The 13,568-nt window shown below is 33.4% G+C and carries 11 protein-coding genes; 6 read left to right on the top strand and 5 right to left on the bottom strand.

From position 1 onward, the window contains the following. Positions 1 to 28: 28 nt before the first annotated feature. The gene (fumC, locus tag ACW5R3_RS08430; RefSeq protein WP_456576568.1) at positions 29 to 1,429 is read right to left on the bottom strand and encodes a class II fumarate hydratase; all 1,401 of its coding nucleotides are present in this window, start codon (positions 1,427 to 1,429) and stop codon (positions 29 to 31) included. Between the two features lie 156 nt (positions 1,430 to 1,585). Here fumC and ACW5R3_RS08425 point away from each other — a divergent pair, with 156 nt between their 5' ends. Together ACW5R3_RS08425 and ACW5R3_RS08420 are read left to right on the top strand one after the other, a co-directional pair. Beyond that, entirely contained in the window at positions 1,586 to 2,881 is a 1,296-nt protein-coding gene (locus tag ACW5R3_RS08425) for an APC family permease (RefSeq protein WP_456576567.1), read from the top strand. A gap of 72 nt (positions 2,882 to 2,953) precedes the next feature. Next, positions 2,954 to 3,133 carry a hypothetical protein gene (locus ACW5R3_RS08420; protein WP_456576566.1) on the top strand — a complete coding sequence of 60 codons (180 nt, stop codon included), beginning with the start codon at positions 2,954 to 2,956 and terminating at the stop codon, positions 3,131 to 3,133. A gap of 194 nt (positions 3,134 to 3,327) precedes the next feature. On the opposite strand, the gene ACW5R3_RS08415 is transcribed toward ACW5R3_RS08420, so the two are convergent. From ACW5R3_RS08415 to prfB, 3 genes are all read right to left on the bottom strand, one after another. Then, the gene (locus ACW5R3_RS08415) at positions 3,328 to 5,793 is read right to left on the bottom strand and encodes a TonB-dependent receptor domain-containing protein (RefSeq protein ID WP_456576565.1); all 2,466 of its coding nucleotides are present in this window, start codon (positions 5,791 to 5,793) and stop codon (positions 3,328 to 3,330) included. 111 nt (positions 5,794 to 5,904) lie between these two features. Next, positions 5,905 to 6,246, bottom strand: a complete 342-nt coding sequence (gene arsC / locus ACW5R3_RS08410; RefSeq protein ID WP_456576564.1) for an arsenate reductase (glutaredoxin) — start codon at positions 6,244 to 6,246, stop codon at positions 5,905 to 5,907. Between the two features lie 14 nt (positions 6,247 to 6,260). Next, positions 6,261 to 7,371, bottom strand: a protein-coding gene (prfB, locus tag ACW5R3_RS08405; protein ID WP_456576563.1) for a peptide chain release factor 2 whose coding sequence is annotated in 2 segments (ribosomal slippage) — positions 6,261 to 7,307 and positions 7,309 to 7,371 — 1,110 coding nt in all. Because the reading frame shifts where the segments join, the coding sequence is not laid out codon by codon here. Positions 7,372 to 7,460: 89 nt separating this feature from the next. Between prfB and ACW5R3_RS08400 the strand changes: the two genes are divergently transcribed. Further along, positions 7,461 to 8,486 carry a threonine aldolase family protein gene (locus ACW5R3_RS08400; RefSeq protein WP_456576562.1) on the top strand — a complete coding sequence of 342 codons (1,026 nt, stop codon included), beginning with the start codon at positions 7,461 to 7,463 and terminating at the stop codon, positions 8,484 to 8,486. A gap of 68 nt (positions 8,487 to 8,554) precedes the next feature. Here the strand turns inward: ACW5R3_RS08400 and ACW5R3_RS08395 are convergent, their stop codons facing one another. Next, complete coding sequence (locus ACW5R3_RS08395; RefSeq protein ID WP_456576561.1) at positions 8,555 to 8,878, bottom strand: YbaB/EbfC family nucleoid-associated protein; 324 nt, start codon at positions 8,876 to 8,878, stop codon at positions 8,555 to 8,557. Between the two features lie 74 nt (positions 8,879 to 8,952). On the opposite strand from ACW5R3_RS08395, the gene ACW5R3_RS08390 reads away from it, so the two are divergent. The 3 genes from ACW5R3_RS08390 (at position 8,953) to ACW5R3_RS08380 (ending at position 13,528) form a co-directional block, all read left to right on the top strand. After that, positions 8,953 to 11,010, top strand: coding sequence for a S9 family peptidase (locus tag ACW5R3_RS08390; RefSeq protein WP_456576560.1), 2,058 nt, complete (start codon positions 8,953 to 8,955; stop codon positions 11,008 to 11,010). Positions 11,011 to 11,085: 75 nt separating this feature from the next. After that, on the top strand, positions 11,086 to 12,126 hold the full coding sequence (locus tag ACW5R3_RS08385; RefSeq protein ID WP_456576559.1) for a PLP-dependent cysteine synthase family protein: 1,041 nt from the start codon (positions 11,086 to 11,088) through the stop codon (positions 12,124 to 12,126). Positions 12,127 to 12,268: 142 nt separating this feature from the next. Beyond that, positions 12,269 to 13,528, top strand: coding sequence for an aminotransferase class I/II-fold pyridoxal phosphate-dependent enzyme (locus ACW5R3_RS08380; RefSeq protein ID WP_456576558.1), 1,260 nt, complete (start codon positions 12,269 to 12,271; stop codon positions 13,526 to 13,528). Positions 13,529 to 13,568 lie beyond the last annotated feature (40 nt).

Below are 13,568 nucleotides of genomic sequence, written 5' to 3'. Positions count from 1 at the left end.
TAAATTAAAGATTAATAACGTAAAGGGGTTAATTACTTAAACTCCCCACCATGTTTTCTGGTCTTACCCATTCATCATAGTCTTCAGCAGAAACATAACCTAAATTAATAGCTTCCTCTTTTAAGGTTGTTCCATTTTTATGTGCTGTATTAGCAATTTCAGCAGCTTTATAGTAACCTATTTTTGTATTTAATGCCGTAACAAGCATTAATGAGTTATTTAATAATTGTTTGATAACATCATTATTTGGTTCAATACCTTGCGCGCAATTTATATCAAAACTCATACAAGCATCCGCTAATAATTGAGATGATTGTAACACGTTTGCAGCCATCATTGGTTTAAAAACATTCAGTTCATAATGTCCTTGAGTTCCACCAATAGTAACGGCAACATCATTACCCATTACTTGGGCACACACCATAGTTAAAGCTTCGCATTGTGTTGGATTTACTTTTCCAGGCATAATAGAACTTCCAGGTTCATTGGCTGGTAAACTTATTTCACCAATTCCTGAACGTGGTCCTGAGGCCATCATACGGATATCGTTAGCAATTTTATTTAAAGATACCGCTAATTGTTTAAGAGCACCATGTGTTTCAACTAAAGCATCGTGTGCAGCAAGTGCTTCAAATTTATTTGGAGCCGTAATAAAAGGTAAATCTGTAAAGTCCGCAATGTATTTAGCAACAAGAACAGAATAACCTTCTGGCGTATTTAAACCTGTTCCAACTGCTGTACCACCTAATGCTAATTCTGATAAGTGTGGTAACGTGTTTTCTAATGCTTTTAAACCATGATCTAACTGTGATACATATCCAGAGAATTCCTGACCTAAAGTTATTGGTGTAGCATCCATTAAATGCGTACGACCAATTTTTACAACATCTTTAAACTCTTGAGATTTTTTATGTAGTGTATTTCTTAATTGAATTATTCCTGGAATAGTATGTTGTACAATTTTCTTGTATGCTGCAATATGCATTCCAGTAGGGAAGGTGTCATTTGATGACTGAGACTTATTAACATCATCATTAGGTTGAATTGTTTTTTCACCCTCACCAATTGTTTTTCCAGCTAATTGATGTGCACGATTAGCAATTACTTCATTCACGTTCATATTACTTTGCGTTCCTGAACCTGTTTGCCAAATTACTAATGGGAATTGATCGTCATGTTTGCCTTCTAGAATCTCGTCACAAACTTGACCAATTAAGTCGCGCTTTTCTTCAGTTAAAACACCTAATTCACAGTTTGTAAATGCTGCTGCTTTTTTTAAGTATGCAAAACCATAAACAATTTCTAAAGGCATAGATGCAGGTGCACCAATTTTAAAGTTATTTCTTGAACGCTCTGTTTGTGCACCCCATAATTTGTCTGCTGGTACTTTGACATCACCCATTGTATCTTTCTCTATTCTAAAAGTCATAATATATAAAATTGTAATAAAAATTAGTTGTTCTACAAATTTACATTTTTATCAGTAATTTAGTTAAGAGTACGTATTTATTTGTTTGAAAAAAAGGTATCTTGTAGTGGTGGGGTGACATAACCTGTTGTTGAAACGCTATAATGATCGTTAGATATGAATAAAAAAAAAGATACAAGCAGTAAAATAAGTTTACGAGAAGCCATATCAATAGGTATTGGAGGCATGGTTGGTGGTGGCATTTTTGCGGTTTTAGGTCTGGCCGTATCATTAGCTAAGGGCGGAACACCTATAGCTTTTTTATTCGCAGGTTTAATTGCTAGTTTAACAGCTTATAGTTATTCAAAGTTATCTGTAGCATTTCCAGATAGGGGAGGAACAGTAAAATTTATTAATAAGGGTTTCGGTGTTACGGTTTTTAGTGGGGCAATTAATAATTTACTTTGGGTAAGTTATATAATTATGCTTTCACTTTATGCTTCAGCTTTTGGTTCTTATGCACCGAATTTATTTGAAATTACAGGCAATACTAATTTAGATTTTCATATTTACTTGAGTGGTATAATTCTTTTAGCTACAGCCATTAATTATTATAGTTTTTCTGTTGTTAGTAAAATTGAGTCATATGCTGTAATTATTAAGTTGCTAATACTTTTAGGTTTTGTAGTAATTGGCTTATACGGATTACAAGGAAACGTTAATTTAAGCCAATTACAAACTTCCAATTGGGAAAGTCCGGTTTTATTACTTACTGGCGGGATGGTAATTTTTGTTGCATATGAAGGTTTTGAATTGATTGCAAATGCGGCTCCTGATATAATAAATCCAGAAAAAAATATTGCTAAAGCCTATAATTACGCTGTTTGGTTTGTTATTTTTCTTTATGTTATTATAGCTATTGTTACAGTGGGGTCTTTACCATTTTCAGCTATAGCGGAAGCTGAAGATTATGTTTTGGCAGAAGCTGCGAAACCGATGTTAGGACAAGTAGGTTTTTCTATTATAACGGTTGCTGCGTTAATTTCAACTTTTTCAGCAATTAATGCCTCATTGTATGGAGGAAGTCGAGTTAGTTATGAACTTGCTGAAGATGATGAATTACCACATAGTTTAACTAGTACGCTCTGGAACCAACCTATTGGATTACTAATAACTTCGGTATTGACCTTAATTTTGGCTAATACTTTAGAATTAGAGAGTATTTCAACTGCTGGTAGCGCAGGCTTTTTACTTATTTTTGCGATTGTTAATTATATTGCTTTTAGAAAAGCTAGTGCTATTAATGCCAATAAAATTATTCCAATAATGGGCTTTTTTGGCTGTTTGGTTTCATTTATAGCTTTATTGGTACAACAGTATAAAGCTAATTTTACAGGTGTAATTGTTGTTATATCAATTATTTCACTGTGCTTTTTAGTTGAATTTTTATACAAGAAAATAAGACGTAAATAAATTTTTAATAAGCTATTGTAAAACAAAAGTCTTTATTATATCTTTGCCTTAATAACAAGTAAAAGAACCATCATGTTTGATTTTGACCAATATTTAGGATTTTTAGCATTTTTAACAATTTTAACCATCGGATTTTGGTTAATGATTTTTTTAATAACTTTTGTAATTCCTTATTGGATTGGTGGTGCTTTAATGGAGCGTATGAAAGAAATACGTGATGAGAAAAAAGCTAAAAGAGAAGCTTTAAGTTAAAAAGAACACGATTTAAAATATATAACGTCTGAAAGAAATTTCAGACGTTTTTTTATACCATAAAACTAAAGGAATTCTATATTGATAGAGTAGTTCTTAGTAAATCTTGATACATACTATTTAATCCTGTATAGTATAGAAACAAAAAAGACTGCCATTGGCAGTCTTTTTTGTTTTCAGTAGTGATTGATATATTATCCTTCGTAATCAAAATCGCCACCACCTTGATTAGATCCTCCGCGGTTTTGACGTTTTTTCTGTTGGTTAAAACGGTAAGTAAACGATAGGTTGATACTACGTTCACGCCATTGGAAATCTGATGTTCCGTAATACGTATCTGTAGTTGTAATCATTTCACGCTTTCTACTGTTTAATAAATCATTTACGTTAAGAGCAATAGAAGCTGACTCGTTAAATAAATCCTTACTAAAAGCCATGTTAGCAGAAAACATACCTTCGCGTTCATTTTGTGCGTCTGCAGAAGGACCTCTATAGTTTAAACTAGTTTGCCATTCAATACTCCCTGGTAGGGTATATTTGTTGTTTATACGTGCAAACCAACTTGTGTTATCATTATCTAAGGATACTCCATTAGGTGTTGTTCCTATTATAGACTGTTGGAAAATATTGAAGTTTCCGTTAATATTCCATTTCCTAGAAGGATTATAAGTTACAGTAAATTCAAATCCATAACGGTTTTCTTCAGCTAAATTAATAGGAGTACGTTCAATAATAGCTAAATCTTGGCCACTAACATTTACAGTTTCTCCAGTATCATAACTTATAACACTAAAGGCATCTGTTGCATGTTGGTAATAAGCTGATGTATTTAAAGATACTTTACCAAATTTATTATAATACCCAATATCAAATAATCCAGAATAACTTGGATCTAAATCAGGGTTTCCTCTAAATATACTCGTAACACTAGAACGTGAAGGGAAAGGGTTTATAAACCATGAACGTGGTCGTTGAATACGTCTACTATAACCCATTGTAATATTTTCATCATCACTAAGCTCATAACTTAAGTTAAGTGTTGGGAAAAGTCCTGTGTAATCTTTTTTACTAAAATCACCACTTGTAGGTTGATCAATTGTAATACGAGTATTTTCTAAACGAAGTCCCATTAAGAAAGAGAACTTCTCACCAATTTTACTACCAAATTGAGTGTAAGCAGCATTAACGTATTCACGGTAATTTAAAAAGTTACTTAAACCGGTAGCATTTTCAAACTCATTTGAATCTGTATTTAATAAGTAAACGCTATAATCTGTGTTTTGATCATTAAAATTACCACGGTAACCTGCTTCAAATTGACTCTTTTCACCAATTGGTAAAACATAATCGGCTTGAATTAAAATACGTGTCTGATCTTCTAATGTAGATACGCGCTCCGAATTGATACCTTCAACAATAACTTCTGAATATTCATCTTCTGAATTGTCTTCGTATTGAAAATCTAAAGTTAATTTATGACCACTATTGTCAAAATCTTTCATGAAGTTTAAAGAGTACTGAATTACTTCATCGTCTTCTAACTCTGGATCAAAACGATTTGTTTGCGATAAGAAGTTATAAAATTCATCATACTGAGTTAATTGATTTGTTGAGTTGCTTTCATTATCTCCATTTCTATAAGAGATAGAACCTGTTAAGGATGCTGAATCGGTAATGTACCACTCTGCACCAAAATTAGTGCTTAAACCTTTACGAGTTCGATCGTAATCATTTGTCTCTTCAGAATAGGTATCAGGTAAATCATTTATAATATTTCCAAATTCATCAAATTCTCTGTTGTAAAATTGATTATTAGTAGAAGAGTTTCCTGGTACTTTACGGTAGTTATAGCTTGTAGTATTAAATATGTTAACGTCTCCTGTTCGGTAATTAATGTTTCCTGATATACCTGCAGATTCGGGGTAACCAACATTTGCTGTTATAGCACCGTTAAAACCTTGTAACTTACTACGACGTAAAATAATATTTAAAATACCTGCTGTACCTTCGGCATCATATCTAGCCGATGGCGATGTAATTACTTCTACACGTTCAATAGATTCTGCTGGCAATTGACGTAATGCATCTGTACTATTTAAACCTACTAAACCAGATGGTTTACCGTTAATTAATATACGCACATTTTCGTTTCCACGTAATGCAACATTACCTTCAACATCTACTGAAACAGAAGGTACATTATCAAGAACATCACTAACGTTACCACCTCTAACAGTTAAATCTTTACCAACATTATATATTTTTTTGTCAAGTTTAATCTCAACAGTTGTTGTTTCAGCTATAATTTCAACTTCATCTAATGCTTGAGCGCTTTCAGCTAAACCAATTTTACCTAAATTTTTATCGGAAGTTAATTCCTGATTAGGGATTGTAAGCTTATCAAAACCTATAAATTCTATTGTAACATCGTAGGTGCCACTTGGAATTGGAATACTAAAATCACCTGTTTCAGTTGTTATACCGCCCGTTACAATACGGTTTTCAGCTTTGTTAACAAAAGCTACAGTTGCATATTCTAAGGGAACATTGGTTGCTTTTTCAAATACTTTACCGGTAATGGTAACTTCTTTACCGTTTTGAGCAGTAATATTTAATACTGCAAATACAATTAAGGAAAAGGTGACTAATAATTTATTCATGAATTTGGATTTTGCCTATTGGACTGCAAAAATAGAGTTTGGTTTAGTGTTGTTTGGTTAAAAGTTTGTTAAATAAAAAAGCTTCAATTTTAACAATTGAAGCTTAGTTTTTTATAGGATATTCAGTATCTTTTCGGGTGGTCTGCCAATAACTGCTTGATTGTTATTTATAACAATTGGGCGTTCAATAAGTTTGGGATTCTCATGCATGGCAGAAATTATTTCGGCATCAGTTAAGTCCTTACCTTTATATTGCTCTTTCCAAATAGACTCATTTTTTCTTACCAATTCAATAGGGGAAATACCTAACATGGAAATAATATTTTTTATTTCAGCTTCAGTAGGAGTGTCTTCTAGGTATTTTTTAATTTGAAAAGGTTTGCCTGAATTTTCTACAATTTCTAAACCACTGCGACTTTTACTGCAGCGATTATTGTGATAAATAGTAATCATACGTTTGTTTTATTTTAGAGTTGTCCAGATTCTTCTGTTTTTTGTCCCATCATCATTAAATATGCTTTTAAAAACGGTTCAATGTTACCATCCATAACGGCATCCACATTACCTGTTTCCTGAGCTGTTCTAACATCCTTAACTAGTTTATATGGGTGCATTACGTAGTTCCGAATTTGGCTTCCCCATTCAATTTTCATTTTATCGGCTTCTATATCTTCTCGCTGAGCCATTTGTTTTTGAAGCTCTATTTCGTATAACTGCGATTTAAGCATTTGCATAGCTCGCGATCGGTTATCATGCTGCGAACGTGTTTCACTACATGATATCTGAATACCTGATGGTTTATGCGTAAGCTGAACTTTAGTTTCAACTTTATTTACATTTTGACCACCAGCACCACTAGAACGGGCAGTAGTTATTTCTATATCTGCAGGGTTTATATCTATTTCTATCGTGTCGTCAACTAAGGGGTAAACATAAACGGAAGCAAAACTGGTGTGTCTCTTGGCATTACTATCAAAAGGGGAGATGCGTACCAATCGGTGAACGCCATTTTCACCCTTCAACCAACCAAAAGCAAAGTCACCTTCAATTTCTAAAGTTACTGTTTTAATACCGGCAACATCACCTTCTTGGAGGTTAAGCTCTTTAACTTTAAAACCACTTTTTTCAGCATACATTAAATACATTCGCATAAGCATACTTGCCCAGTCGCAACTTTCAGTACCACCAGCACCTGCAGTAATTTGCAATACTGCACTAAGATTGTCACCTTCTTCAGAAAGCATGTTTTTAAACTCTAAATCCTCTATTAAAGCTTCTGCTTTTTTAAAACGTGATTCAACGTCTTCAGTAGTAGCTTCCTCTTCCTTGTAAAACTCATAAATAACCTCTAAGTCGTCACAAAGGGTTATAGCTTCCTCATAACCGGAAACCCATTTCTTTTTAGTTCTTAGTGTTTGCATAACCGATTCGGCGTGTTTTGAATCGTTCCAAAAATCGGGTGAGAAGGTTTGTTCTTCTTCGTTTTGAATTTCTATCAGTTTGGCATCTATGTCAAAGATAGTGCCTAAGTTTCTCTAGGCGTTTTTGTAGATCCTTAATTTGATCTGAAGTAATCATAAATTTAAATTTTAACAAAAATATAATTAAAACTGCCAACAGAAAATTTAAAATGGATTAATTTTAGGCTTTATAAACACCTATTTTATATGAATATAGATTTACGAAGCGATACGATTACCAAGCCTACAAAAGCTATGTTAGAAGCTATGATGAATGCTCAAGTTGGCGATGATGTATATAAGGAAGATGAGACTGTTAATGCTCTTGAAGAAAGACTAGCTAAACTATTTGGTAAGCCGCAAGCTCTCTTTTTCCCTACAGGAACTATGGCAAACCAGACGGCTATTAAGCTCCATACAAATCCTGGTGATCAGGTAATTTGCGATAAAGATGCACATATATATCATTATGAAGGAGGTGGTGTATCTTTTAATAGTGGTGTTTCATGTAAATTATTAGACGGTAATAGTGGTATGTTTTCTGCCAATCAGGTTCTAGAAGCTATTAATCCGCCTGATTTTTATCACAGTCCGCTAACAAAATTGGTTGCGGTTGAAAATACCACAAATAGAGGTGGAGGCGCCTGTTGGGATATTGAAGAGTTAAAAAAAATACGTCAGGTTTGTGATACGAATCAATTGGGTTTTCATTTAGATGGAGCTCGTTTATGGAATGCTTTAGTAGCCAAAAAAGAAGATGCCGCAAGTTATGGTCAAGTATTTAATACCATTTCTGTTTGTTTGAGCAAAGGCTTAGGATGTCCTATTGGATCTGTACTAATTGGTGATGAGGATTTTATGCAAAACGCTATTCGTATTCGTAAAATATTGGGAGGAGGAATGCGACAAGTAGGGTATTTGGCAGCAGCTGGTTTATATGCTTTAGACAACCATGTAAATCGTTTAGCTGATGATCATAAAAAAGCTAAAGAAATAGAAACGGTGTTAAAAAATATACCAGCCATTAAAAAGGTTACACCTGTAGAAACCAATATTATTATATTTGAATTGGTTGACAATAATAACGAATTAGCTTTTTTAAATTACTTTTCTGAAAAAGGAATTCGTTTGAGTGGTATGGGTAGTGGCAAGTTGCGAATTGTAACACATTTGGATTATACAGATTCTATGCATGATCATTTTTTAACGGTCTTGAAATCTGCAAATTTTTAAAGCTCCTTAATTGAATTGTACAAAAAAGCCAAACTAATTATTAGTTTGGCTTTTTTAGTAGGTAATGGTTATTTAAACATATCCATACCTGGAATATTGGGCATGCCTTCTTTAGCAACGGCACCAACTTCTGTTTCATGTACTTCACTTGCGCGTTCGATAGCTTTATTCAATGTTAAAACTAAATAATCTTCTAAAGCTTCTTTATCTTCTAAAAGCGATTCGTCAATTGAAACATCTTTAATAGCTCTATTTGCCGTTATAGTTACTTTTAACTTATTATCAGCACTAGACTCATCAATTAGTACCGAGTTAAGTCGCGTTTTGGTTTCTTCAACTTTTTTTTGGGTTTCTTTAATTTTACCCATCATTCCCATAAGGTCTCCAAACATAATATTATCATTTTTTATTGAATACAAAGCTATTTAATTTTTATATTTTTGTAGCCTGAATAAACCCACTTTTTTTGAAAAAAATAACACACCCTCCGGTAGCAAAAAAAAATCCTAAATCCTTAATAATTCATGATGACGAGCGTATTGATGATTATTTTTGGTTAAATGATCGCGAAAACTCTGAAGTAATAGATTATTTAAATGCTGAAAACAGTTACACTTCAGACGTTATGAAGCCTACAGAGGCTTTTCAGGAGTCGCTTTTTAATGAAATGAAAGCACGTATTAAGGAAGATGATCAATCTGTACCATATTTTTATAATGAATATTGGTATGTAACGCGTTTTGAAACAGGGAAAGACTATCCTATTTATACACGAAAGAAAGGTTCTTTAGAAGCGGAAGAGGAAGTAATGTTTGATTGTAACGAGATGGCTAAGACACATAGTTACTTTAAGTTGGGCGGTATTTCTATAAGTCCAGACAATACTATGGCAGCTTTTTCGGTTGATACAGTTAGTAGGCGACAATATACCATTCAGATAAAAAATTTAGAAACGGGTGTCGTTTATTCTAATGAAATAAAAAACACCACCGGTGGCTGTACTTGGGCTAGTGATAATGAAACTATTTTTTATTCCGTTAAAGATCCTGTCACCTTGCGTGCTCATAAAATATATAAGCATAGAATAAATGAAAATGCTTCGGAAGATATTGAAGTCTATCACGAAACTGATGAAACATTCAATGCTTTTGTTTACAAAACCAAATCACGAAAATATATTGTAATAGGTGCATCGAGTACTTTAACTTCTGAGTATCGTATTTTGCCTGCCGATAAGCCAGATGGCGAATTTAAAGTGTTTCACTTAAGAGAACGCGGTTTAGAATATGCAATTTCTCATTATAAGGATGCTTTTTTTATAATAACGAATAATGATGGAGCAATAAATTTCAAACTTCAAAAAACACCAGAAACAGATACAAATAAATCAAACTGGAAAGATGTCGTTTCACATAGGAGTGATGTATTATTAGAAGATATTGAGATATTTAAAAATTATTATGTTTTAAATGAACGTATTCAAGGGTTAAATAAACTCCGTGTAATTAGTTGGGATGGAGCTGAAGATTATTATTTGCCATTTGAGAGTGAGACATACACCGCGTATTTAGGTAACAACCCTGAATTTAACTCAGATGTACTTCGTTATGGTTATAATAGTATGACGACACCAAGTTCTGTAATTGACTATAATTTTACGAACAAAGCCCATACAGTTTTAAAAGAACAGATTGTTTTAGGTGATTTCAATAAAGAAAATTATACTTCTGAACGCATTTGGGCAACCGGAAGAGATGGTGTAAAAATACCGATGTCTGTAGTTTATAAAAAAGGGATTAAGAAAGACGGGGAAAATCCGTTGTTACTTTATGCCTACGGTTCATATGGCTCTACAATAGATCCGTATTTCTCAACCATTAGATTGAGTTTACTAGATAGAGGTTTTATTTTCGTAATAGCACATATTCGTGGGGGTGAATATTTAGGACGTGATTGGTATGAGAATGGTAAGCTGCTTAAAAAAGCGAATACATTTTATGACTATATAGATTGTTCAAAGCATTTAATAAAAGAAAATTATACGTCTGAGAAGCATTTGTATGCAAATGGAGGTTCAGCCGGTGGTTTGTTAATGGGAGTTGTAATTAATTTAAATCCAGAGTTATACAATGGCGTTGTAGCAGCAGTGCCATTTGTAGATGTTGTTACAACCATGTTAGACGACTCTATACCTTTAACAACAGGTGAATATGATGAATGGGGGAACCCTAATAATGAAACCTATTATCATTATATGAAGTCTTATTCGCCATATGATAATGTATGTTCTCAAGCATATCCTAACTTACTAGTAACAACCGGGATACATGATTCTCAGGTCCAGTATTGGGAACCTGCCAAATGGGTTGCTAAATTACGAGACTTAAAAACAGACACTAATAAATTACTTTTACATGTAGACATGAATACAGGGCACGGTGGTGCTTCAGGACGTTTTGAAAGTTTGAAAGAAGTAGCTTTAGAATATGCCTTCTTATTGGATTTAGAGGGGATTTCTGAATAGTTCAAAAAAAAAATGTATTTTTGCAAGGTTTTAAGCTTTATTACCTATTAAAATAGAGTTTTATAAATAGTAAATATGGAACACACAAATCAAGTTTACAATAATGTGTTAGACCTTGTAGGGAACACACCTTTAATTAAACTGAATAAAATTACAGCTCCTTTTAAAGGTAACTATTTTGCAAAAGTAGAAGCTTTTAATCCAGGGCACTCATCAAAAGATAGAATTGCATTATATATTATTGAACAGGCCGAGAAAAAAGGTATTTTAAAGCCAGGAGATACAATTATCGAAACAACATCAGGGAATACAGGATTTAGCCTAGCTATGGTTAGTATCATAAAAGGTTACAACTGTATTTTGGCTGTTAGTTCAAAATCTTCTCCAGATAAGATTGATATGTTGAAAACTATGGGAGCTAAAGTATATGTATGTCCAGCCCATGTTGCTGCAGACGATCCTAAATCTTATTATGAAGTTGCGAAGCGTATACATAAAGAAACACCAGGTTCTGTTTATATTAATCAATATTTTAATGCATTAAATACTAATGCACATTACCATTCAACGGGACCAGAAATATGGAACCAAACAGCTGGTAAGATTACACATTTAATAGCGTGTAGTGGAACAGGAGGAACTATTTCAGGAACTGCTAAATACTTAAAAGAACAAAATCCTGATATTAATATTATAGGGGTTGATGCTTATGGTTCGGTATTAAAAAAATACCATGAAACGCGTGAGTTTGATGCTAAAGAAATTTATCCATACCGAATTGAAGGTTTGGGGAAAAACTTAATTCCTACAGCTACAGATTTTGATGCAATAGATTCTTTTGTAAAAGTTACCGATGAGGAAAGTGCCTTAACAGCCAGAGAAATTGCAAAAACAGAAGGCTTATTTGTTGGTTACACATCAGGTGCAGCTATGCAAGCCGTTAAGCAACTACAAGAGGAAGGTACTTTTACTGAAAAAGATGTAGTAGTAGTGTTATTTCCAGATCATGGATCACGTTATATGAGTAAAATATATAGCGATAAATGGATGGATGAACAAGGCTTTTTAGATACAGCCAATATAGAAGAGAAAGAAGAAGACATTCAATTTATTTAGATTGCTTCAAATACAGCACATGATAGTTAACTATAAAATCTTATAGTTAACTATCATCTGTGTTAATAATAGAACGTAAAATTATTATGTTGTAAAATTATAAATATCTAATTTTGCAATATCTAACAAGATTAATAGGTTTATGAGAGATTTATTTGATAAAATATATAGAGATAAAGGTCCGCTAGGAAAATGGGCATCCCATGCTGAGGGATATTTTGTGTTTCCTAAATTAGAAGGTGAAATCTCTAATCGTATGAAATTCCAAGGAAAAGAAGTTGTTACTTGGAGTATTAATGATTACTTAGGGTTAGCTAATCACCCTGAAGTTCGTAAGGTGGATGCTGAAGCTGGTGCAGCTTATGGTTCTGCTTACCCAATGGGTGCGCGTATGATGTCTGGACACACAGAACTTCATGAAAGGTTACAAAACGAATTGGCTGATTTTGTTAGTAAAGAAGCAGCTTATTTATTAAACTTTGGTTATCAAGGTATGGTATCTACTATTGATGCTTTAGTTGGTAAGGATGATATTATTGTTTACGATGTAGATGCACATGCGTGTATTATTGATGGTGTTCGTTTACATATGGGTAAACGTTTTACTTATAAGCATAACGATGTAGCAAGTTTAGAGAAAAACTTAGAGCGTGCAACTAAAATGGCACAGCAAACTGGCGGTGGAATTTTAGTGATTTCCGAAGGTGTATTTGGTATGCGTGGTGAGCAAGGTCGCTTAAAAGAAATTGTTGAATTAAAGAAAAAATATAATTTCAGATTTTTTGTTGATGATGCGCACGGATTTGGTACATTAGGCGCTACAGGTGCTGGTGCCGGAGAAGAGCAAGGTGTTCAAGACGGGATAGATGTGTATTTTGCTACTTTTGCAAAGTCTATGGCTAGTACAGGTGCATTTATTGCAGCCGATAAAGAAATTATCGATTACTTAAAATACAATCTACGTTCACAAATGTTTGCTAAATCATTGCAAATGCAATTGGTTGTTGGTGCTTTAAAACGTTTAGATATGTTGCGCACTATGCCGGAATTAAAGCAAAACCTTTGGAAAATTGTAGATGCTTTACAATCAGGATTAAAAGAGCGTGGTTTTGATATTGGTACAACACAGAGTTGTGTAACACCAGTATACTTAAAAGGAAGTATTCCTGAAGCTATGGCTTTAGTTAAAGATTTACGTGAAAATTACGGTATTTTCTGTTCTATAGTCGTGTATCCGGTAATTCCTAAAGGATTAATTTTATTACGTATGATACCAACAGCAACACATACATTAGAAGATGTTCGTGTTACTTTAGATGCTTTTGATGGTATTAGAACCCGATTAGAAAACGGAACTTATAAGCGTTTATCTGCAGCTGTAACCGCTGCTATGGAAAAGTAAAAACAATTATATAATATATATAAAAGCCGATTTTAATTTA

The organism is Algorimicrobium bowmanii (assembly GCF_054031195.1).
Note: the sequence above shows the minus strand (reverse complement) of the source record. Positions and strands in the feature narration are given on the sequence as shown.

Coding starts and splice junctions, on each gene's coding strand:
- fumC (WP_456576568.1), bottom strand. CDS start 1,429: ATGACTTTTAGAATAGAGAAAGATACAATGGGTGATGTCAAAGTACCA.
- ACW5R3_RS08425 (WP_456576567.1), top strand. CDS start 1,586: ATGAATAAAAAAAAAGATACAAGCAGTAAAATAAGTTTACGAGAAGCC.
- ACW5R3_RS08420 (WP_456576566.1), top strand. CDS start 2,954: ATGTTTGATTTTGACCAATATTTAGGATTTTTAGCATTTTTAACAATT.
- ACW5R3_RS08415 (WP_456576565.1), bottom strand. CDS start 5,793: ATGAATAAATTATTAGTCACCTTTTCCTTAATTGTATTTGCAGTATTA.
- arsC (WP_456576564.1), bottom strand. CDS start 6,246: ATGATTACTATTTATCACAATAATCGCTGCAGTAAAAGTCGCAGTGGT.
- ACW5R3_RS08400 (WP_456576562.1), top strand. CDS start 7,461: ATGAATATAGATTTACGAAGCGATACGATTACCAAGCCTACAAAAGCT.
- ACW5R3_RS08395 (WP_456576561.1), bottom strand. CDS start 8,878: ATGTTTGGAGACCTTATGGGAATGATGGGTAAAATTAAAGAAACCCAA.
- ACW5R3_RS08385 (WP_456576559.1), top strand. CDS start 11,086: ATGGAACACACAAATCAAGTTTACAATAATGTGTTAGACCTTGTAGGG.
- ACW5R3_RS08380 (WP_456576558.1), top strand. CDS start 12,269: ATGAGAGATTTATTTGATAAAATATATAGAGATAAAGGTCCGCTAGGA.